This window comes from Staphylococcus sp. MZ3, from assembly GCF_018622755.1.
In the GTDB taxonomy this organism is placed as follows: Bacteria; Bacillota; Bacilli; order Staphylococcales; family Staphylococcaceae; genus Staphylococcus; species Staphylococcus aureus.
In genome coordinates this window covers 1822170-1843981 of sequence record NZ_CP076026.1, presented here as the reverse complement: position 1 = coordinate 1843981, position 21812 = coordinate 1822170, and the positions used below count along the sequence as shown (strand labels likewise).

At 32.0% G+C, this 21812-nt stretch carries 19 protein-coding genes; 18 read left to right on the top strand and 1 reads right to left on the bottom strand.

Translation table 11 applies throughout. From position 1 onward, the window contains the following. Nucleotides 1-128: 128 nt before the first annotated feature. From KI230_RS08845 to KI230_RS08810, 8 genes are all read left to right on the top strand, one after another. A complete protein-coding gene (locus KI230_RS08845; RefSeq protein ID WP_000004339.1) occupies nucleotides 129-1790 on the top strand; it encodes a putative polysaccharide biosynthesis protein in 1662 nt (553 codons plus the stop codon). Further along, complete coding sequence (locus KI230_RS08840) at nucleotides 1787-2482, top strand: pseudouridine synthase (RefSeq protein WP_001217127.1); 696 nt, start codon at nucleotides 1787-1789, stop codon at nucleotides 2480-2482. The genes KI230_RS08845 and KI230_RS08840 overlap by 4 nt, the downstream gene beginning before the upstream one ends. 16 nt (nucleotides 2483-2498) lie before the next feature. Further along, nucleotides 2499-2921: a YtxH domain-containing protein gene (locus KI230_RS08835; RefSeq protein ID WP_001051856.1), complete on the top strand. Its 423-nt coding sequence runs from the start codon at nucleotides 2499-2501 to the stop codon at nucleotides 2919-2921. Between the two features lie 554 nt (nucleotides 2922-3475). Further along, nucleotides 3476-4885: an Mn(2+)-dependent dipeptidase Sapep gene (gene sapep, locus KI230_RS08830; RefSeq protein WP_000265417.1), complete on the top strand. Its 1410-nt coding sequence runs from the start codon at nucleotides 3476-3478 to the stop codon at nucleotides 4883-4885. Nucleotides 4886-4888: 3 nt separating this feature from the next. Further along, entirely contained in the window at nucleotides 4889-5737 is an 849-nt protein-coding gene (gene dat, locus KI230_RS08825) for a D-amino-acid transaminase (protein WP_000411084.1), read from the top strand. A 549-nt stretch (nucleotides 5738-6286) separates the two neighbouring features. Then, nucleotides 6287-7078 (top strand): phosphotransferase family protein, encoded by a 792-nt coding sequence (locus tag KI230_RS08820; RefSeq protein ID WP_000434765.1) that lies wholly within the window; start codon nucleotides 6287-6289, stop codon nucleotides 7076-7078. Between the two features lie 14 nt (nucleotides 7079-7092). Continuing rightward, nucleotides 7093-7737 carry a tRNA (guanosine(46)-N7)-methyltransferase TrmB gene (gene trmB, locus KI230_RS08815; protein WP_001266162.1) on the top strand — a complete coding sequence of 215 codons (645 nt, stop codon included), beginning with the start codon at nucleotides 7093-7095 and terminating at the stop codon, nucleotides 7735-7737. A gap of 470 nt (nucleotides 7738-8207) precedes the next feature. Further along, entirely contained in the window at nucleotides 8208-9050 is an 843-nt protein-coding gene (locus tag KI230_RS08810; RefSeq protein WP_001823213.1) for a YtnP family quorum-quenching lactonase, read from the top strand. Between the two features lie 124 nt (nucleotides 9051-9174). On the opposite strand, the gene KI230_RS08805 is transcribed toward KI230_RS08810, so the two are convergent. Continuing rightward, nucleotides 9175-9486: a PepSY domain-containing protein gene (locus tag KI230_RS08805; RefSeq protein WP_000163829.1), complete on the bottom strand. Its 312-nt coding sequence runs from the start codon at nucleotides 9484-9486 to the stop codon at nucleotides 9175-9177. Between the two features lie 86 nt (nucleotides 9487-9572). Between KI230_RS08805 and KI230_RS08800 the strand changes: the two genes are divergently transcribed. The 10 genes from KI230_RS08800 (at nucleotide 9573) to KI230_RS08755 (ending at nucleotide 21566) form a co-directional block, all read left to right on the top strand. Beyond that, nucleotides 9573-10649: a M42 family metallopeptidase gene (locus KI230_RS08800; RefSeq protein ID WP_001024576.1), complete on the top strand. Its 1077-nt coding sequence runs from the start codon at nucleotides 9573-9575 to the stop codon at nucleotides 10647-10649. 64 nt (nucleotides 10650-10713) lie between these two features. Next, the gene (locus KI230_RS08795; RefSeq protein WP_000811163.1) at nucleotides 10714-11025 is read left to right on the top strand and encodes a thioredoxin family protein; all 312 of its coding nucleotides are present in this window, start codon (nucleotides 10714-10716) and stop codon (nucleotides 11023-11025) included. A 99-nt stretch (nucleotides 11026-11124) separates the two neighbouring features. After that, a complete protein-coding gene (locus tag KI230_RS08790; RefSeq protein WP_001091387.1) occupies nucleotides 11125-11982 on the top strand; it encodes a DUF1444 domain-containing protein in 858 nt (285 codons plus the stop codon). A gap of 28 nt (nucleotides 11983-12010) precedes the next feature. Further along, entirely contained in the window at nucleotides 12011-12607 is a 597-nt protein-coding gene (ytpR, locus tag KI230_RS08785) for a YtpR family tRNA-binding protein (protein WP_001048371.1), read from the top strand. A gap of 20 nt (nucleotides 12608-12627) precedes the next feature. Next, nucleotides 12628-16452, top strand: coding sequence for a DNA translocase FtsK (locus tag KI230_RS08780; protein WP_214958252.1), 3825 nt, complete (start codon nucleotides 12628-12630; stop codon nucleotides 16450-16452). A gap of 23 nt (nucleotides 16453-16475) precedes the next feature. Then, nucleotides 16476-17789: a UDP-N-acetylmuramate--L-alanine ligase gene (murC, locus tag KI230_RS08775; protein ID WP_000150169.1), complete on the top strand. Its 1314-nt coding sequence runs from the start codon at nucleotides 16476-16478 to the stop codon at nucleotides 17787-17789. Between the two features lie 73 nt (nucleotides 17790-17862). Then, complete coding sequence (locus KI230_RS08770) at nucleotides 17863-18354, top strand: DUF948 domain-containing protein (RefSeq protein ID WP_000383814.1); 492 nt, start codon at nucleotides 17863-17865, stop codon at nucleotides 18352-18354. Nucleotides 18355-18427: 73 nt separating this feature from the next. Then, nucleotides 18428-19780 (top strand): coiled-coil domain-containing protein, encoded by a 1353-nt coding sequence (locus tag KI230_RS08765; RefSeq protein WP_000193928.1) that lies wholly within the window; start codon nucleotides 18428-18430, stop codon nucleotides 19778-19780. 155 nt (nucleotides 19781-19935) lie between these two features. Beyond that, a complete protein-coding gene (locus KI230_RS08760) occupies nucleotides 19936-20019 on the top strand; it encodes a hypothetical protein (RefSeq protein WP_031797498.1) in 84 nt (27 codons plus the stop codon). Between the two features lie 455 nt (nucleotides 20020-20474). Further along, nucleotides 20475-21566, top strand: coding sequence for a bifunctional 3-deoxy-7-phosphoheptulonate synthase/chorismate mutase (locus KI230_RS08755; RefSeq protein ID WP_000066378.1), 1092 nt, complete (start codon nucleotides 20475-20477; stop codon nucleotides 21564-21566). Nucleotides 21567-21812: the final 246 nt, after the last annotated feature.

The following is a 21812-nucleotide window of genomic DNA, read 5'->3' as shown; positions in this document are numbered from 1 at the left end:
ATAATTCATTGAATATACGACAATGAAATAAAGTTTTGTGATATATTCATAATAATGAAAAATGATTTTACAGAGAAATAGCTTTGAGTTTACAAAACTTTAATAAACATGAGATAGGGAGATTCGTAATGAGTGAAAGTAAAGAAATGGTGCGTGGAACCTTTTTAATTACCATTAGTATATTAATTACCAAGGTATTGGGCGTACTTTTTATCATTCCATTCAACTATTTAATTGGTGGACAAGAAAATATGGCGCCGTTCACATACGCTTATGCACCATATAATATTGCAATTGCAGTTGCGACAGCAGGTGTACCATTAGCAGCTTCGAAATATGTTGCGAAATATAATGCTATTGGGGCATATAAAGTCAGTCAGAAATTTTATAAATCGAGTTTTATTGTAATGAGTATTACCGGTGTTTTAGGTTTCTTGGTACTGTATTTCCTAGCACCTTATATTTCTGAATTAACATTAGCTAGAAACGTTCATGATAAAAACGGTTGGTCAGTCGATGATATTACTTGGATTATAAGAATCATTAGTATGGTTGTTATCTTTATTCCTGTATTAGCGACATGGAGAGGTATATTCCAAGGTTATAAATCTATGGGGCCAACAGCAGTGTCAGAAGTAACTGAGCAAATTGCACGCGTGATTTTCATATTAATCGGAAGTTATTTAGTACTAAATGTCTTTGATGGCTCTATTTTATTAGCCAATGGTATTGCTACTTTTGCAGCAGCAGTTGGTGCGATTATTGGTATATTCACACTCTGGTATTACTGGAGAAAGCGTAAGCATAATATTGATCGTATGGTCGAATCTGATTACACAGATATAGATGTGTCATATGGCAAGATGTATAAAGAAATTATTGCTTATAGTATTCCGTTCGTTATTGTAAGTTTGAATTATCCATTATTTAACTTAGTAGATCAATTTACACATAACGGTGCTTTATCTTTAGTTGGTATACCTTCACAGTTACAAGATATATTCTTTAATATGCTAAATATGTCAACTAATAAAATTGTAATGATTCCGACATCATTAAGTGCTGGTTTTGCAGTGAGTTTAATTCCTTTTATTACAAAAACATTTGCAGAAGGTCGCTTACATGAAATGCATCATCAAATTAGAACATCTATTGGTGTATTAATGTTTATAACTGTTCCAGCTAGTATTGGAATTATGGCCTTGGCACAACCATTATTCACAGTTTTCTATGGTTACGATCCAATTGTTTTAGGTCATGACCCTAACCATGATGGTAGTCGCTTATTATTCTATTATGCGCCTGTAGCAATACTAATTTCACTATTAAGTGTAACGGCATCAATGTTACAAGGTATAGATAAACAGAAATTAACAGTTTATGTTATTTTAGCTTCTGTAGTTATCAAGTTAGCGTTAAACTATCCATTAATTATGTTATTCCATACACCTGGTGCAATTTTAAGTACTAGTATCGCATTATTATTTGCAATTGGATGTAATTTCTATATTCTTAAAAAATATGCGAAGTTTAAATTCAGCTATAGTTGGATTCATTTTGCAAAAATATTCTTGTATTCATTTATTATGATGCTAGGTGTAGAATTAGTATTTTTCCTTGCAAATCTATTCTTAGAACCTACTAAACTTGGTTACTTAATCATTATTATTTTAGGTGTTACAGTAGGTATTCTAATTTACGGTACAATCACAATTAAAACGCGTCTTGCGGACGAATTCTTAGGTGAAATTCCTGAAAAATTAAGACGTAGAGTTAGGTTTTTACGATGAGAATAGATAAATTTTTAGCAAATATGGGCGTCGGTACACGTAATGAGGTCAAACAGTTACTTAAAAAAGGCCTTGTAAATGTCAACGAACAAGTAATTAAATCACCAAAAACACATATAGAACCAGAAAACGATAAGATAACAGTTCGTGGAGAATTAATAGAATACGTTGAAAATGTCTATATTATGTTAAATAAGCCAAAAGGTTATATATCGGCAACTGAAGATCATCATTCAAAAACCGTTATTGATTTAATACCTGAATACCAACATCTAAATATTTTTCCGGTTGGTCGTCTTGATAAAGATACAGAAGGGCTTTTATTGATAACGAATGATGGTGATTTTAATCATGAATTAATGAGTCCAAACAAACATGTTTCTAAAAAATATGAAGTTATTTCAGCAAATCCTATCACTGAAGACGACATTCAAGCTTTTAAAGAGGGTGTAACACTGTCTGATGGCAAGGTTAAGCCTGCAATATTAACTTATATTGATAATCAAACGTCACACGTAACAATTTATGAAGGAAAATATCATCAAGTTAAACGAATGTTTCATAGCATTCAAAATGAGGTATTACATTTAAGACGTATCAAAATTGCTGATTTAGAATTGGACAGCAATTTAGATTCAGGAGAATATCGTTTATTAACTGAAAATGATTTTGACAAATTAAATTATAAATAAAAGGGAGACGATTGATATGGCAAAAGGTAATTTATTTAAAGCGATTTTAGGTATAGGTGGCGCTGTAGCAGCTGTACTTGTTACACGTAAAGATAGTCGTGACAAGCTGAAAGCAGAATATAATAAATATAAACAAGATCCTCAAAGCTATAAAGATAATGCTAAGGATAAAGCGACGCAATTAGGAACAATTGCTAATGAAACAATTAAAGAAGTAAAAACAAATCCGAAAGAATATGCTAATAGATTAAAAAATAATCCAAAAGCATTTTTCGAAGAAGAAAAATCAAAATTTACCGAATATGACAATAAGACTGACGAAAGTATTGAAAAAGGTAAATTTGATGATGAAGGTGGCGCCGCACCAAATAATAATTTACGTATCGTCACTGAAGAAGACTTAAAAAAGAATAAAAATGCATTATCTGATAAAGAATAAGATGTGAGTAGGACAGAAATCATATTTTAGCAAAATTTATTTCGTCGTCCCACCCCGGCAAGGTTGACTAGAATTGAAAAAAGCTTGTTACAAGCGTATTTTCATTCAGTCAACTACTGCCAATATAATATTGTAAACTATAGGACATTTATTAGTGTTTCAGGTTCTTTATCGTTAGTCATAGCTAATATGTATTTAGAAAGAAGAATACATGCGTGAAACTCATGCATAAAAAATATTAATATCTAAAGAAAACGTATTTCTTTATCTTTTCGAAATTCTCTGTGTTGGGGCCCCGGGGCGCATTTTCGTTCGGTTAATTACTGTCAATATTAAATTGTGTGCCTAGTACATTGACTTATATCTCGAGCTCTTGAATATGTGTATTTTAAATATATAAATTAAAAAAGGAACAAAGCAGCTATTTATGATTTGTGTCATATCGATAGCATCGTTTTGTTCCTTTTTATTATTTTCTGACATCTTATTGTAGTTTTTATATCATTTCATGTAAAATAGAATTTAACTTATAGAAAAAAGGAAGTCGATTTCGAATGTGGAAAGAAAAAGTTCAACAATACGAAGATCAAATCATTAATGACTTAAAAGGATTATTAGCAATTGAAAGTGTGAGAGATGATGCAAAAGCATCAGAAGACGCACCAGTTGGTCCAGGTCCTCGTAAGGCATTAGACTACATGTATGAAATTGCACATAGAGATGGATTTACAACACATGATGTGGATCATATTGCAGGAAGAATTGAGGCAGGTAAAGGAAATGACGTATTAGGTATCTTATGTCATGTTGACGTTGTTCCTGCTGGTGATGGATGGGATAGTAATCCGTTCGAGCCGGTTGTAACAGAAGATGCTATCATAGCTAGAGGTACACTTGATGACAAAGGTCCAACAATTGCTGCTTATTATGCAATTAAGATACTAGAAGATATGAATGTGGATTGGAAGAAACGTATTCATATGATTATTGGTACGGATGAAGAATCTGATTGGAAATGTACGGATCGCTATTTTAAAACAGAAGAAATGCCAACATTAGGTTTTGCACCAGATGCAGAATTTCCATGTATTCATGGTGAAAAAGGCATTACAACATTTGATTTAGTTCAAAATAAACTTACTGAAGATCAAGATGAACCTGATTATGAATTAATAACTTTTAAATCTGGTGAACGTTACAACATGGTACCTGATCATGCAGAAGCAAGAGTGCTTGTTAAAGAAAATATGACAGATGTTATTCAAGACTTTGAGTACTTTTTAGAACAAAATCATTTACAAGGTGATAGTACTGTTGATAGTGGCATTCTAGTTTTAACAGTTGAAGGTAAAGCGGTTCATGGTATGGATCCATCTATCGGTGTGAATGCGGGTCTTTACTTACTAAAATTCTTAGCATCATTAAATCTTGATAATAATGCACAAGCGTTTGTAGCGTTTAGTAATCGCTACTTATTTAATTCAGATTTTGGTGAAAAGATGGGAATGAAATTCCATACAGATGTCATGGGTGACGTGACAACTAACATTGGTGTTATTACATATGATAATGAAAACGCAGGTCTTTTCGGTATCAACTTACGCTACCCAGAAGGATTTGAATTTGAAAAAGCTATGGATCGTTTTGCAAATGAGATTCAACAATATGGCTTTGAAGTGAAATTAGGTAAAGTCCAACCACCACATTATGTTGATAAAAATGATCCTTTTGTACAAAAGTTAGTTACTGCATATAGAAATCAAACAAATGATATGACTGAACCTTATACTATAGGTGGCGGTACTTATGCGAGAAACTTAGACAAGGGTGTAGCATTTGGCGCAATGTTTAGTGATTCTGAAGATTTAATGCATCAGAAAAATGAATATATCACTAAAAAACAGTTATTTAACGCAACTAGTATTTACTTAGAAGCAATTTATTCATTATGCGTGGAGGAATAATATATGGAAAAAATTTTTTTAAATGGTGAGTTTGTAAGTCCAAGTGAAGCAAAGGTTTCATACAACGACAGAGGATACGTATTTGGCGATGGTATTTATGAATACATTCGAGTATATAATGGTAAGTTATTTACAGTAACAGAACATTATGAAAGATTTTTACGTAGTGCCAATGAGATTGGTTTAGATTTAAATTATTCTGTAGAAGAATTAATTGAACTATCTCGTAAATTAGTTGATATGAATCAAATTGAAACTGGGGCAATTTATATTCAAGCAACGCGAGGTGTAGCTGAAAGAAATCATAGCTTCCCAACACCTGAAGTAGAACCAGCAATTGTTGCTTATACAAAGAGTTATGATCGTCCTTATGATCATTTAGAAAATGGTGTGAATGGTGTTACCGTTGAAGATATCCGATGGTTACGTTGCGACATTAAAAGCTTGAACTTATTAGGAAATGTATTAGCAAAAGAATATGCTGTGAAATATAATGCAGTTGAAGCGATTCAACATCGAGGTGAAACTGTAACTGAAGGATCTTCAAGTAATGCTTATGCAATTAAAGACGGTGTGATTTATACACATCCGATTAACAACTATATTCTTAATGGTATTACACGAATTGTAATTAAAAAAATTGCCGAAGACTATAACATCCCATTTAAAGAAGAAACGTTTACTGTAGATTTCTTGAAAAACGCAGATGAAGTTATTGTTTCAAGTACTTCAGCTGAGGTTACACCTGTTATTAAATTAGATGGTGAACCAATTAATGATGGTAAAGTTGGCCCAATTACACGTCAACTACAAGAAGGATTTGAAAAGTATATAGAGTCACACAGTATTTAAAATTCTTTCATCATATTTTTAGATTAAATTACTTAAATTTATCAACTTTCGTAAGTGAATTATGTTATAATTTAAAACGAAGCTTAAAAGTGTTGTTTAGAAAACACATATTAGTAAAAAGTGCCATTTTGTTTCTCATTTTCAGTTGAAATATAATGATAAAAATTATAAAATTTTCTATGAGTTACAAATATGATGTGCATCATATTTTACTAAGTACGTAAATGTTACAGTTCATAAATTTATGCTAACCATGAAAATGGGATAGCAATTATTTTGAAAACTAGAGTTTATCGCCTACAGAGATTCAAAAACATGTAGTTTTAGACACGGTAACATTATATGTCAAGTAAGTGACTATAGAATGTATGGTGTCAATGACAGACATTACGATTTAAAATTAGTCGTGTAATGTAGGCATTGGTTGAGGATTTACAATAATTATCTGGACATAATATTTGTACCAGTATGGTGTTATAAATTAGAATATATGGCTCTTGAAAAACCTATTTCTAGAGCCATTTTCTAATTGAAAGTGAGGTGGACGAGTTGGAGCAGTTTTATCAATTAGGGTGGACACTTGATTCAGCAGGTGGTGCATCTGGTGAAGCATATATGGCTGAACAAGATGGACAAAAGTTGTTTTTAAAACGAAATTCAAATCCATTTATTGCGGCATTATCAGCAGAAGGTATTGTGCCCAAATTAGTATGGACGAAACGCATAGAAACAGGCGAGGTTGTTACAGCACAACATTGGAAAAATGGGCGTGAACTATCTTCAAACGAAATGAAGCAAACAAGAGTTGCACATTTATTAAAGAAGATACACAATTCTAGACCTTTATTAAGTATGTTAAAGCGTATGGAAATGGAACCTATTACTCCTGAGATTATGCTTAATAAAATTAATGCCTCTTTATCAAGAGAAGTTTTAACACATCATATTGTGAGAAAATCATTAACCTATTTAGAAGAGCATATACCGAGTTTAGATTCGCGTTTTTTCACTGTTGTACATGGTGATGTGAATCATAATAATTGGTTATTATCCGATCGAGATGAACTATTTTTAGTTGATTGGGAAGGTGCAATGATTGCAGACCCGGCAATTGATATCGGAATGCTGCTTTACAACTATGTTCCACAACAACAATGGTCTGAATGGCTTGAAACATATGGTGTTCAAGAGAGCTTGAATTTAAATAAACGTATGAAATGGTATACGGTAATTCAATCTATAGGTCTTGTTCAATGGTATGAAGAGCAAAAAAGATATAAGGATATGAACACTTGGCTTAAATTCCTAAATGAAGTTATGAATAGTAACATGTTTATTTAAGAGGAGAATAAAATATGAGAGTTCGATACAAACCATGGGCTGAAGATTATTTAAAAGATCATCCTGAATTGGTTGACATGGAAGGTCAACATGCAGGGAAAATGACTGAATGGTTTGATAAAACGCAACCGATACACATTGAAATTGGTTCGGGTATGGGGCAGTTTATTACAACATTAGCTGCTCAAAATCCTCATATTAACTATATTTCAATGGAACGTGAGAAAAGTATCGTTTATAAAGTATTGGATAAAGTTAAAGAGATGGGTTTAACAAATTTAAAGATTATTTGTAATGACGCCATTGAATTAAATGAATATTTTAAAGACGGCGAAGTTTCGCGTATTTATTTGAACTTTTCAGATCCATGGCCAAAAAATCGTCATGCAAAACGACGTTTAACGTATCATACGTTTTTAGCGTTGTATCAACAAATCTTAAATGATGAAGGAGATTTACATTTTAAAACTGATAACAGAGGACTATTTGCCTACAGTTTAGAAAGTATGTCTCAATTTGGAATGTATTTTACAAAAATAAATCTAAATTTACATCAAGAAGACGATGGCAGTAATATTTTAACAGAATATGAAAAGAAATTTTCGGATAAAGGGTCACGTATTTATCGTATGGAAGCGAAATTCCATTCACAAAAATAAAACACTTATGAGGGTATGTACACATACAATCATAAGTGTTTTTTCGTACTATAATGGTTCTATAGATAAAGGTTCTATAATAAATCGGACTGATGGAAAAAAGTATTTTACTTTTCATCTGTCCGATTTTTTGATTTTGAATATAAAAAAAGCGCAATTATCTCTATAATTAAAAGTGACTAAACAAATAACTAAAGGAGATAATGCGCCTATAAACAATGTTATACTAAATACCTTTGATTTAAAAGAATAAAGCTTGCATTTTACTTGTAAATTTTAATTATTAATTTAAAATTACAGGCCGATGGTTATGATGCATTTACATATAATATGATTGCATTAATCTTTATAAGTAGTTAGAAGTGTATTAGTGTGGGGCGTTTCGTTTTTGTTCGCATTTATGAATAGTGATATGATGTAATAAATACATGCTAATTGTAATAACGAATACAGAAAGAATAGGTGATGTTATGAAGATCGGGGATATATCTATTCATTATCTAAATGGTGGCAATACAAAAATGGATGGCGGTGCAATGTTTGGTGTTGTTCCGAAGCCGTTGTGGTCAAAGCAATACAATGCAAATGAACGAAATCAAATCAATTTACCGACACATCCAATTTTGATTCAAACGGCTCAATATAATTTGATTATAGATGCGGGTATTGGTAATGGTAAATTATCTGAAAAGCAATTACGTAATTTTGGAGTAGATGAAGAAAGTCATATTATTACTGATTTGGCAAATTATAATTTAACGCCAAAGGATATTGATTATGTGCTAATGACACATATGCATTTTGATCATGCTGCCGGTTTGACTGATCAAGCGGGACATGCAATTTTTGAAAATGCGATTCATGTTGTGCAACAAGATGAGTGGCATGAGTTTATTGCACCTAATATAAGAAGTAAATCAACTTACTGGGATAAGAATAAAGGCGATTATAGTAACAAGTTGATTTTATTCGAAAAACATTTTGAACCGGTTCCGGGTATCAAGATGCAACATAGTGGAGGTCATAGCTTTGGCCACACGATTATTACGATTGAAAGTCAAGGAGATAAAGCAGTTCATATGGGTGATATATTCCCAACTACTGCACATAAAAATCCTCTATGGGTAACGGCATATGATGATTATCCTATGCAATCGATTCGTGAAAAAGAACGCATGATACCATATTTTATTCAGCAACAATATTGGTTCTTGTTTTATCATGATGAAAACTACTTTGCTGTAAAATACAGCGATGATGGTGAAAACATAGATGCATATATTTTACGTGAAACATTAGTTGATAATAACTAAAATAAAGATGTATTACTAAACAAATTTTCAAAAATAAAAAATTGAGCCACATCCAATCTTACTAATTAGGGTGTGGCTCATTTTTAAGTTTTACGATCCAAATCAAATATGGATAAAATTCGTATTAACGCTCTACAATGTTAATGACTTCACCAGTATATGCATCTGCATAAAAATCATAATGAATATTTTGACCATTTTTAATAGTTGTAATTCCACCTTGATAAACTAAACGGTATTTATCAGTTTCAGGATGAACGAATGGTTCATAAACGATATATGAGCCTTTGACATTCATAAAATATGATTTTACTTCATTAAGTACTTTAACGGGATTATAGCGTTTACGATTAATATATTGGATGATTGAAATGGTAGAAATAATTACAATGGCTACTGCAATTATTGTTGGAATTATATATTTCAGTTTAGTCATCATTTATGCTCCCTTGATTTCAAATTCATATCATTAGTTTACCATATTGAAGATGATATAATAACTTATAAGGAGTGAGAACTTTTATGAACATAAATAAAAAAGTAACATTACAACGAATTCAAACTTTAACTGAGCTTCATGGGGCACCAGGTTTTGAAGAAGAAGTAAAAAATTATATGACTCAGCAAATGGCGCCGTACGTAGATGAATTTATTGAAAATCGTATGGGTGGATTTTTTGGTGTGAAAAAATCTAAAAATCCAAATGCAAAACGTGTAATGATTGCAGCACATATGGATGAAATCGGATTTATGATTACAAATATCACTAAAAATGGAATGATTCAATTCACAAATTTAGGTGGTGTTGCAAATGATATTTGGCAAGGACAACGCTTAGTAATTAAAAATAGAAATGGCGATAAAATTATCGGTGTTGTTTCTAATATACCTAAACATTTTCGTACTGGTAGTGAAGGCGCACCGGAAATTAAAGATTTAACATTAGATATAGGTGCTCAAAATGAAGATGAGGTGCGTGAGCGCGGAATAGATATAGGAGATACAATTGTACCTCACACGCCATTCACACAGTTATCTGAACATCGATATAGTGCTAAAGCATGGGATAATCGTTATGGTTGTGTCTTGGCAATTGAAATACTAGAATTATTAAAAGATATAGAATTAGATGTAGACTTGTATGTTGGCGCAAATGTTCAAGAAGAGGTTGGATTACGAGGTGCGAAAGCATCTGCAGAGATGATAGACCCAGACGTTGCATTTGTAGTTGATTGTTCACCTGCCAATGACGTTAAAGGAAACCAACCATTATCTGGTGAACTTGGTAAAGGGACGTTAATTCGCATAAAAGACGGTACAATGATTTTAAAGCCTGTATTTAGAGACTATTTATTAAAGTTAGTAGAAGCACATGACATTGAACATCAATACTATATGTCACCAGGTGGAACAGATGGTGGAGAAATTCATAAAGCTAATATTGGTATTCCGACTGCAGTTATTGGTGTATGTGCACGATATATTCATAGTACAGACTCAGTATTTGATATAAGAGACTATTTTGCAGCTAGATCTTTACTTTCAGAAGCCATTTGTAATTTAGATAATAATCAAATAGAAACATTACAATATAAATAATCGGGTAATAACAACTATTATCTCTAAATAGTTATATATAATCATTAATTAAGGAGACATAAAAATGAAACAACTTGAATCAGAACAACAATTTGAATCTTTAAAACAAGGTGCTACAGTATTTGAATTCACTGCAGGCTGGTGTCCAGATTGTAGAGTGATAGAACCAGATTTACCGGAATTAGAAGCGAGATATCCTATGTTTGACTTCGTATCAGTAGACCGTGATAAATTTATGGATATTTGTATTGAAAATGGTATTATGGGTATTCCAAGTTTTCTAGTATATAAAAATGGAGAACTGCTTGGAAGTTATATTGGAAAAGAACGAAAATCAATTGAACAGATAGATGCATTTTTAGCTCAATACGTGTAATTTAGACTAGAGAAAAACGGGGTAATACTCGTTTTTCTCTGTTACTATGTGTTGATTTATTGTAAACTATTATAAGGTGCGAAATTAGGAGTGTTACATATGAATACCTTTCAAATGAGAGATAAATTAAAGGAACGTTTAAGCCATTTAGACGTTGATTTTAAATTTAATCGTGAAGAAGAAACTTTGCGTATTTATCGAACAGATAATAACAAAGGTATCACGATTAAACTTAACGCTATAGTCGCAAAATATGAAGATAAAAAAGAAAAAATTGTAGATGAAATTGTTTATTACGTTGATGAAGCTATTGCACAAATGGCAGATAAAACCCTTGAGAGTATATCATCTAGTCAAATTATGCCTGTCATTAGAGCGACTAGCTTTGATAAAAAAACTAAACAAGGTGTTCCTTTTATCTATGATGAGCATACTGCAGAAACAGCAGTTTATTATGCAGTCGATTTAGGGAAATCATATCGTCTAATTGACGAAAGCATGTTAGAGGATTTGAAGTTAACTGAACAACAAATAAGAGAAATGTCTCTGTTTAATGTTAGAAAATTGTCAAATTCATATACGACTGATGAAGTAAAAGGTAATATTTTTTATTTTATTAACTCAAATGACGGGTATGATGCAAGTAGGATACTAAATACTGCATTTTTAAATGAAATTGAGGCACAATGTCAAGGCGAAATGCTCGTAGCAGTGCCACACCAAGATGTGTTAATTATTGCAGATATACGCAATAAAACAGGATATGATGTGATGGCACATTTAACAATGGAATTTTTCACTAAAGGTCTAGTTCCAATTACATCATTATCCTTTGGATATAAACAGGGTCATCTTGAACCAATATTTATTTTAGGTAAAAATAATAAACAAAAAAGAGATCCAAACGTGATTCAGCGTTTAGAAGCAAATCGTCGTAAATTTAATAAAGATAAATAGAAATAATTGGATAAGGAGTTTTGTCATAATGAATTTATTTTACAATCCTAAATATGTAGGAGATGTCGCATTTTTACAAATTGAACCAGTTGAAGGTGAATTAAACTACAATAAAAAAGGTAATGTTGTTGAAATTACTAATGAAGGTAATGTTGTAGGTTATAATATTTTTGAAATTTCAAAAGATATAACAATTGAAGAAACAGGTCATATTAAATTAACTGATGAACTTGTAAATGTATTCCAAAAGCGTATTTCAGAAGCTGGTTTTGATTATAAATTAAATGCTGATCTATCACCGAAATTTGTAGTTGGCTACGTTGAAACTAAAGACAAACATCCTGATGCAGATAAATTAAGTGTACTAAATGTAAACGTTGGAAATGACACATTACAAATTGTATGTGGCGCGCCTAACGTTGAAGCTGGACAGAAAGTTGTTGTTGCTAAAGTAGGTGCAGTGATGCCTAGCGGTATGGTAATTAAAGATGCTGAATTACGTGGTGTTGCCTCAAGCGGTATGATTTGTTCAATGAAAGAATTGAATTTACCTAACGCACCTGAAGAAAAAGGTATTATGGTATTAAATGACAGCTATGAAATTGGACAAGCATTTTTTGAATAATTAAGGAAGGTGGTGAAAATATGAGCTGGTTTGATAAATTATTCGGCGAAGATAATGATTCAAATGATGACTTGATTCATAGAAAGAAAAAAAGACGTCAAGAATCACAAAATATAGATAACGATCATGACTCATTACTGCCTCAAAATAATGATATTTATAGTCGTCCGAGGGGAAAATTCCGTTTTCCTATGAGCGTAGCTTATGAAAATGAAAATGTTGAACAATCTGCAGATATTATTTCAGATGAAAAAGAACAATACCATCGAGACTATCGCAAACAAAGCCACGATTCTCGTTCACAAAAACGACATCGCCGTAGAAGAAATCAAACAACTGAAGAACTAAATTATAGTGAACAACGTGGGAATTCTAAAATATCACAGCAAAGTATAAAATATAAAGATCATTCACATTACCATACGAATAAGCCAGGTACATATGTTTCTGCAATTAATGGTATTGAGAAGGAAACGCACAAGTCAAAAACACATAATATGTATTCTAATAATACAAATCATCGTGCTAAAGATTCAACTCCAGATTATCACAAAGAAAGTTTCAAGACTTCAGAGGTACCGTCAGCTATTTTTGGCACAATGAAACCTAAAAAGTTAGAAAATGGTCGTATCCCTGTAAGTAAACCTTCAGAAAAAGTTGAGTCAGATAAACAAAAATATGATAAATATGTAGCTAAGACGCAAACGTCTCAAAATAAACAATTAGAACAAGAAAAACAAAATGATAGTGTTGTCAAACAAGGAACTGCATCTAAATCATCTGATGAAAATGTATCATCAACAACAAAATCAATGCCTAATTATTCAAAAGTTGATAATACTATCAAAATTGAAAATATTTATGCTTCACAAATTGTTGAAGAAATTAGACGTGAACGAGAACGTAAAGTGCTTCAAAAGCGTCGATTTAAAAAAGCGTTGCAACAAAAGCGTGAAGAACATAAAAACGAAGAGCAAGATGCAATACAACGTGCAATTGATGAAATGTATGCTAAACAAGCGGAACGCTATGTTGGTGATAGTTCATTAAATGATGATAGTGACTTAACAGATAATAGTACAGATGCTAGTCAGCTTCATACAAATGGCATAGAGAATGAAACTGTATCAAATGATGAAAATAAACAAGCGTCAATACAAAATGAAGACACTAATGACACTCATGTAGATGAAAGTCCATACAATTATGAGGAAGTTAGTTTGAATCAAGTATCGACAACAAAACAATTGTCAGATGATGAAGTTACGGTTTCGAATGTAACGTCTCAACATCAATCAGCACTACAACATAACGTTGAAGTAAATGATAAAGATGAACTAAAAAATCAATCCAGATTAATTGCTGATTCAGAAAAAGATGGAGCAACGAATAAAGAAGAATATTCAGGAAGTCAAATCGATGATGCAGAATTTTATGAATTAAATGATACAGAAGTAGATGAGGATACTACTTCAAATATCGAAGATAATACCAATAGAAACGCGTCTGAAATGCATGTAGACGCTCCTAAAACGCAAGAGCACGCAGTAACTGAATCTCAAGTTAATAGTATCGATAAAACGGTTGATAATGAAATTGAATTAGCACCGCGTCATAAAAAAGATGACCAAACAAACTTAAATGTCAACTCATTGAAAACGAATGATGTGAATGATGGTCATGTTGTGGAAGATTCAAGCATGAATGAAATAGAAAAGCATAACGCAGAAATTACAGAAAATGTGCAAAACGAAGCAGCTGAAAGTGAACAAAATGTCGAAGAGAAAACTATTGAAAACGTAAATCCAAAGAAACAGACTGAAAAGGTTTCAACTTTAAGTAAAAGACCATTTAATGTTGTCATGACGCCATCTGATAAAAAGCGTATGATGGATCGTAAAAAGCATTCAAAAGTCAATGTGCCTGAATTAAAGCCTGTACAAAGTAAACAAGCTGTGAGTGAAAGCAAGCCTGCGAGTCAAGCCGCACCATCATCAAGATCTGATTCACAAGAGTCAAACACAAATGCATATAAAACAAATAATATGACATCAAACAATGTTGAGAACAATCAACTTATTGGTCATGCAGAAACAGAAAATGATTATCAAAATGCACAACAATATTCAGAGCAGAAACCTTCTGCTGATTCAACTCAAACGGAAATATTTGAAGAAAGCCAAGATGATAATCAATTGGAAAATGAGCAAGTTGATCAATCAACTTCGTCTTCAGTTTCAGAAGTAAGCGACATAACTGAAGAAAGCGAAGAAACAACACATCCAAACAAAACTAGTGGACAACAAGATAATGATGATCAACAAAAAGATTTACAGCCTTCATTTTCAAATCAAAATGAAGATACAGCTAATGAAAATAGACCTCGGACGAACCAACAAGATGTTGCAACAAATCAAGCTGTACAAACATCTAAGCCGATGATTCGTAAAGGCCCAAATATTAAATTGCCAAGTGTTTCATTACTAGAAGAACCACAAGTTATTGAGTCGGACGAGGACTGGATTACAGATAAAAAGAAAGAACTGAATGACGCATTATTTTACTTTAATGTACCTGCAGAAGTACAAGATGTAACTGAAGGTCCAAGTGTTACAAGATTTGAATTATCAGTTGAAAAAGGTGTTAAAGTTTCAAGAATTACGGCATTACAAGATGACATTAAAATGGCATTGGCAGCGAAAGATATTCGTATAGAAGCGCCAATTCCAGGAACTAGTCGTGTTGGTATTGAAGTTCCGAACCAAAATCCAACGACGGTCAACTTACGTTCTATTATTGAATCTCCAAGTTTTAAAAATGCTGAATCTAAATTAACAGTTGCGATGGGGTATAGAATTAATAATGAACCATTACTTATGGATATTGCTAAAACGCCACACGCACTAATTGCAGGTGCAACTGGATCAGGGAAATCAGTTTGTATCAATAGTATTTTGATGTCTTTACTATATAAAAATCACCCTGAGGAATTAAGATTATTACTTATCGATCCAAAAATGGTTGAATTAGCTCCTTATAATGGTTTGCCACATTTAGTTGCACCGGTAATTACAGATGTCAAAGCAGCTACACAGAGTTTAAAATGGGCCGTAGAAGAAATGGAACGACGTTATAAGTTATTTGCACATTACCATGTACGTAATATAACAGCATTTAACAAAAAAGCACCATATGATGAAAGAATGCCAAAAATTGTCATTGTAATTGATGAGTTGGCTGATTTAATGATGATGGCTCCGCAAGAAGTTGAACAGTCTATTGCTAGAATTGCTCAAAAAGCGAGAGCATGTGGTATTCATATGTTAGTAGCTACGCAAAGACCATCTGTCAATGTAATTACAGGTTTAATTAAAGCCAACATACCAACAAGAATTGCATTTATGGTATCATCAAGTGTAGATTCGAGAACGATATTAGACAGTGGTGGAGCAGAACGCTTGTTAGGATATGGCGATATGTTATATCTTGGTAGCGGTATGAATAAACCGATTAGAGTTCAAGGTACATTTGTTTCTGATGACGAAATTGATGATGTTGTTGATTTTATCAAACAACAAAGAGAACCGGACTATCTATTTGAAGAAAAAGAATTGTTGAAAAAAACACAAACACAATCACAAGATGAATTATTTGATGATGTTTGTGCATTTATGGTTAATGAAGGACATATTTCAACATCATTAATCCAAAGACATTTCCAAATTGGCTATAATAGAGCAGCAAGAATTATCGATCAATTAGAGCAACTCGGTTATGTTTCGAGTGCTAATGGTTCAAAACCAAGGGATGTTTATGTTACGGAAGCAGATTTAAATAAAGAATAATTATGAGTAAGGAGTTTTATATAATGACACACTATCATTTTGTCGGAATTAAAGGTTCTGGCATGAGTTCATTAGCACAAATCATGCATGATTTAGGACATGAAGTTCAAGGATCGGATATTGAGAACTACGTATTTACAGAAGTTGCTCTTAGAAATAAGGGGATAAAAATATTACCATTTGATGCTAATAACATAAAAGAAGATATGGTAGTTATACAAGGTAATGCATTCGCGAGTAGCCATGAAGAAATAGTACGTGCACATCAATTGAAATTAGATGTTGTAAGTTATAATGATTTTTTAGGACAGATTATTGATCAATATACTTCAGTAGCTGTAACTGGTGCACATGGTAAAACTTCTACAACAGGTTTATTATCACATGTTATGAATGGTGATAAAAAAACTTCATTTTTAATTGGTGATGGCACAGGTATGGGATTGCCTGAAAGTGATTATTTCGCTTTTGAGGCATGTGAATATAGACGTCACTTTTTAAGTTATAAACCTGATTACGCAATTATGACAAATATTGATTTCGATCATCCTGATTATTTTAAAGATATTAATGATGTTTTTGATGCATTCCAAGAAATGGCACATAATGTTAAAAAAGGTATTATTGCTTGGGGGGATGATGAACATCTACGTAAAATTGAAGCAGATGTTCCAATTTATTACTATGGATTTAAAGATTCGGATGACATTTATGCTCAAAATATTCAAATTACGGATAAAGGTACTGCTTTTGATGTGTATGTGGATGGTGAGTTTTATGATCACTTCCTGTCTCCACAATATGGTGACCATACAGTTTTAAATGCATTAGCTGTAATTGCGATTAGTTATTTAGAGAAGCTAGATGTTACAAATATTAAAGAAGCATTAGAAACGTTTGGTGGTGTTAAACGTCGTTTCAATGAAACTACAATTGCAAATCAAGTTATTGTAGATGATTATGCACACCATCCAAGAGAAATTAGTGCTACAATTGAAACAGCACGAAAGAAATATCCACATAAAGAAGTTGTTGCAGTATTTCAACCACACACTTTCTCTAGAACACAAGCATTTTTAAATGAATTTGCAGAAAGTTTAAGTAAAGCAGATCGTGTATTCTTATGTGAAATTTTTGGATCAATTAGAGAAAATACTGGCGCATTAACGATACAAGATTTAATTGATAAAATTGAAGGTGCATCGTTAATTAATGAAGATTCTATTAATGTATTAGAACAATTTGATAATGCTGTTGTTTTATTTATGGGTGCAGGTGATATTCAAAAATTACAAAATGCATATTTAGATAAATTAGGCATGAAAAATGCGTTTTAATATGTTTATAATAGAGTAGTATGGGTATTTATTATTAATGACATTATTACATGTTAATTAGGAGGCGTTTTTAATGGATTGGATTTTACCAATTGCTGGAATTATCGCTGCGATTGCATTCTTAATTTTATGTATCGGTATCGTAGCTGTATTAAATTCTGTTAAGAAAAACTTAGATTATGTTGCAAAAACACTTGACGGTGTAGAAGGTCAAGTTCAAGGTATTACTCGTGAAACAACAGATTTACTTCATAAAGTAAACCGTTTAACTGAGGATATCCAAGGTAAAGTAGATCGTTTAAACTCAGTTGTAGATGCTGTTAAAGGTATCGGTGACTCAGTACAAACGTTAAACAGCTCTGTAGATCGTGTAACAAATTCAATTACACATAATATTTCTCAAAATGAAGATAAAATCTCACAAGTTGTTCAATGGTCAAATGTTGCAATGGAAATTGCAGACAAATGGCAAAATAGACACTACCGTCGTGGAAGTGCAAATTACAAAGCTAATAATGTAGCAACTGATGCAAATCATAGCTATACTTCTCGAGTAGATAAATAATTAATAATTAAACAAATGCACTTAAATGAGGTTGTTACTTATTTAAGTGCATTTGTTATAGGAGGATACACAAATGACGCAACAACAAAATAATAAAAGAATATTAAAAAATAAACACACTTATCAAAATGAACCATTACCCAACCGTAAAGATTTTGTTGTTAGTTTTATAACTGGCGCACTTGTTGGTTCAGCTTTAGGTTTGTATTTTAAAAATAAAGTTTATCAAAAAGCAGATGATTTAAAAGTCAAAGAACAAGAACTGTCGCAAAAATTTGAAGAAAGAAAAACGCAACTTGAAGAAACGGTTGCCTTTACAAAAGAACGTGTTGAAGGATTTTTAAACAAATCTAAAAATGAGCAAGCAGCATTAAAAGCACAACAAGCAGCAATAAAAGAAGAAGCAAGTGCAAATAATTTGAGTGATACATCACAAGAGGCACAAGAGATTCAAGAAGCTAAAAAAGAAGCACAAGCAGAAACGGATAAAAGTGCAGAAGTATCAAATAAAGAATCAAAAGCAGTGGCATTGAAAGCACAACAAGCAGCAATAAAAGAAGAAGCAAGTGCAAATAATTTGAGTGATACATCACAAGAGGCACAGGAGATTCAAGAAGCTAAAAAAGAAGTACAAGCAGAAACGGATAAAAGTGCAGAAGTATCAAATAAAGAATCAAAAGCAGTGGCATTGAAAGCACAACAAGCAGCGATAAAAGAAGAAGCAAGTGCAAATAATTTAAGTGATACATCACAAGAGGCACAAGAGGTTCAAGAAGCTAAAAAAGAAGCACAAGCAGAGAAAGACAGTGACACATCAACTAAAGATGCAAGTGCAGCAAAGGTAGAAGTATCAAAACCAGAGTCACAAGCTGAAAGATTAGCAAACGCTGCAAAACAGAAGCAAGCTAAATTAACACCAGGTTCAAAAGAGAGTCAATTAACTGAAGCGTTATTTGCAGAAAAACCAGTTGCTAAAAATGACTTGAAAGAAATTCCTCAATTAGTTACTAAAAAGAATGACGTATCAGAGACAGTTAATACAGATAATAAAGACACTGTTAAACAAAAAGAAGCTAAATTTGAAAATGGTGTTATTACACGTAAAGCTGATGAAAAAACAACTAATAATACAGCTATTGACAAGAAATCAGGTAAACAATCTAAAAAAACAACACCTTCAAATAAACGAAATGCATCAAAAGCATCTACAAATAAAACTTCAGGTCAGAAAAAGCAACATAATAAGAAATCAGCACAAGGTGCTAAGAAACAAAGTAGTTCAAGTAAGTCAACTCAAAAGAATAATCAAATTAGTAATAAGAATTCAAAAACAACAAATGCTAAGTCATCCAATGCATCAAAAACGTCAAATGCTAAAGTTGAAAAAGCTAAAAGTAAAATAGAAAAACGTACATTCAATGACTAAGATTACTAAAATCGTTTAATAATCAATCATAGCAGTAAGCTATGTATTATATTTTTAAAAATTGAATTTCAAAATAAAAGGTAGGCATTCAGGTGCTTACCTTTTTTGATATCATCAGTTTATTTTGAAAGGCAACGCGATCATTCCATGTATTTATGTTGTTTGTAACATCGTTAGATTACAATTGTGATATTGCACATTTTAAGCTAAAGATGGAAAAATATTCGATAATCAAATAAACAATGAATCTTAGAAGATACAATGATGTTCACTAATTCAAATATAGCCGAATATGTTGGTGAGTGATGTTCACTATAGATTTATATTAATATACAAAGGTTGTTAATTTTTATTAAGCGTTAGGTTGTAAGTATTAGATTTTTAGATTTATAATAGACATCAGAAACGAAAATTTTTCTTAAAAGCATAAATGTCTATTCAAAATAAGCTATAATGGTAACACAAATTAAATCAATCATCATTGGGTATTTAATATCAAAATAGAATAAAAATTTTCCAACAAAAGCCAAAAAACTTAAAATGGTAGTCTCGAATCATATAATTAGAAAATTGATTATTTTCTGTCAATTTAGGGTTGAACTATACATATGATATTGTTAGAATATTTTTTAACATTATATTTTATTGCTTTAAAGTGGAATATACTTGAAATAATTAGTAGAGGTGAGTAAGGATGAGTAATAAATTAGAATCATACAGAAGTGAGATTGTATCACTGAATCATCAAATTTTAGACTTATTATCTAAACGTGGTGAACTAGCACAAAAAATTGGGGAAGAAAAATTAAAACAAGGTACACGTATCTATGATCCACAACGTGAAAAAGAAATGCTTAACGACTTAATCGATAGTAACAAAGGACCATTCAACGATAATACTATTAAGCAATTATTTAAAGAAATTTTCAAAGCCTCTACAGATTTACAAAAATCTGAAAATGAAAAACATTTATATGTATCACGTAAGTTGAAACCTGAAGATACGATTGTAACATTTGATAATGGGGGCATTATTGGAGACGGCAATAAATCATTTGTATTTGGGCCATGTTCAGTTGAATCATTTGAACAAGTTGAAGCTGTTGCTAAAAACTTACATGCTAAAGGTGAAAAATTTATTCGTGGCGGTGCATTTAAACCACGTACATCACCATATGATTTCCAAGGCCTAGGTGTTGAAGGACTTAAAATACTTAAACAGATTAAAGATAAATATGATTTAAATGTTGTCAGCGAAATCGTAAATCCAAATGATTTTGAAGTGGCTGATGAGTATTTAGACGTATTCCAAATTGGTGCACGTAATATGCAAAACTTCGAGTTATTAAAAGAAGCTGGCCGTACGAAAAAGCCTATTCTATTAAAACGTGGTTTATCTGCTACAATCGAAGAGTTTGTTTATGCAGCTGAATACATTGCTTCACAAGGTAATCAAAACATTATTTTATGTGAACGTGGAATCCGAACTTATGAAAAGGCGACACGTAACACTTTAGATATTTCAGCAGTACCAATTTTAAAACAAGGTACACACTTACCAGTCATGGTAGATGTTACGCATAGTACAGGTCGTAAAGATATCATGTTACCAACTGCGAAAGCAGCATTAGCAGTTGGTGCTGATGGAGTTATGGCTGAGGTGCATCCAGATCCATCTGTTGCACTTAGTGATGCGGGTCAACAAATGGATTTAGATGAATTCCAAGCATTTTATGATGAATTAAAGCCTTTAGCTGATTTATATAACGCTAAAAAGTTAAAATAATATTCCAAGGAAACTATAGACTACTTAACTAATATGTCATGTTGAAGTAGAATATTATCTTTGAATCGACAATTTTAAACTTATAGCCATTCTAAGAGTATATTACTTTTAGAGTGGCTATTATTTTTTGTATAGAAATAAAGGTATACTGCACTTAACGATTGTTATAATACTTCGACACTTGTTCAATTTCACAATTATTAAAGATTATGACTGATAGCAGTAATTAAAATTATAACTATGAAT

Bases quoted from the DNA above. Each gene is read 5' to 3' on its own strand.
- KI230_RS08845 (WP_000004339.1), top strand. From the start codon at position 129: ATGAGTGAAAGTAAAGAAATGGTGCGTGGAACCTTTTTAATTACCATT.
- KI230_RS08840 (WP_001217127.1), top strand. From the start codon at position 1,787: ATGAGAATAGATAAATTTTTAGCAAATATGGGCGTCGGTACACGTAAT.
- KI230_RS08835 (WP_001051856.1), top strand. From the start codon at position 2,499: ATGGCAAAAGGTAATTTATTTAAAGCGATTTTAGGTATAGGTGGCGCT.
- sapep (WP_000265417.1), top strand. From the start codon at position 3,476: ATGTGGAAAGAAAAAGTTCAACAATACGAAGATCAAATCATTAATGAC.
- dat (WP_000411084.1), top strand. From the start codon at position 4,889: ATGGAAAAAATTTTTTTAAATGGTGAGTTTGTAAGTCCAAGTGAAGCA.
- trmB (WP_001266162.1), top strand. From the start codon at position 7,093: ATGAGAGTTCGATACAAACCATGGGCTGAAGATTATTTAAAAGATCAT.
- KI230_RS08810 (WP_001823213.1), top strand. From the start codon at position 8,208: ATGAAGATCGGGGATATATCTATTCATTATCTAAATGGTGGCAATACA.
- KI230_RS08805 (WP_000163829.1), bottom strand. From the start codon at position 9,486: ATGACTAAACTGAAATATATAATTCCAACAATAATTGCAGTAGCCATT.
- KI230_RS08800 (WP_001024576.1), top strand. From the start codon at position 9,573: ATGAACATAAATAAAAAAGTAACATTACAACGAATTCAAACTTTAACT.
- KI230_RS08795 (WP_000811163.1), top strand. From the start codon at position 10,714: ATGAAACAACTTGAATCAGAACAACAATTTGAATCTTTAAAACAAGGT.
- KI230_RS08790 (WP_001091387.1), top strand. From the start codon at position 11,125: ATGAATACCTTTCAAATGAGAGATAAATTAAAGGAACGTTTAAGCCAT.
- ytpR (WP_001048371.1), top strand. From the start codon at position 12,011: ATGAATTTATTTTACAATCCTAAATATGTAGGAGATGTCGCATTTTTA.
- KI230_RS08780 (WP_214958252.1), top strand. From the start codon at position 12,628: ATGAGCTGGTTTGATAAATTATTCGGCGAAGATAATGATTCAAATGAT.
- murC (WP_000150169.1), top strand. From the start codon at position 16,476: ATGACACACTATCATTTTGTCGGAATTAAAGGTTCTGGCATGAGTTCA.
- KI230_RS08770 (WP_000383814.1), top strand. From the start codon at position 17,863: ATGGATTGGATTTTACCAATTGCTGGAATTATCGCTGCGATTGCATTC.
- KI230_RS08765 (WP_000193928.1), top strand. From the start codon at position 18,428: ATGACGCAACAACAAAATAATAAAAGAATATTAAAAAATAAACACACT.
- KI230_RS08760 (WP_031797498.1), top strand. From the start codon at position 19,936: ATGTTGTTTGTAACATCGTTAGATTACAATTGTGATATTGCACATTTT.
- KI230_RS08755 (WP_000066378.1), top strand. From the start codon at position 20,475: ATGAGTAATAAATTAGAATCATACAGAAGTGAGATTGTATCACTGAAT.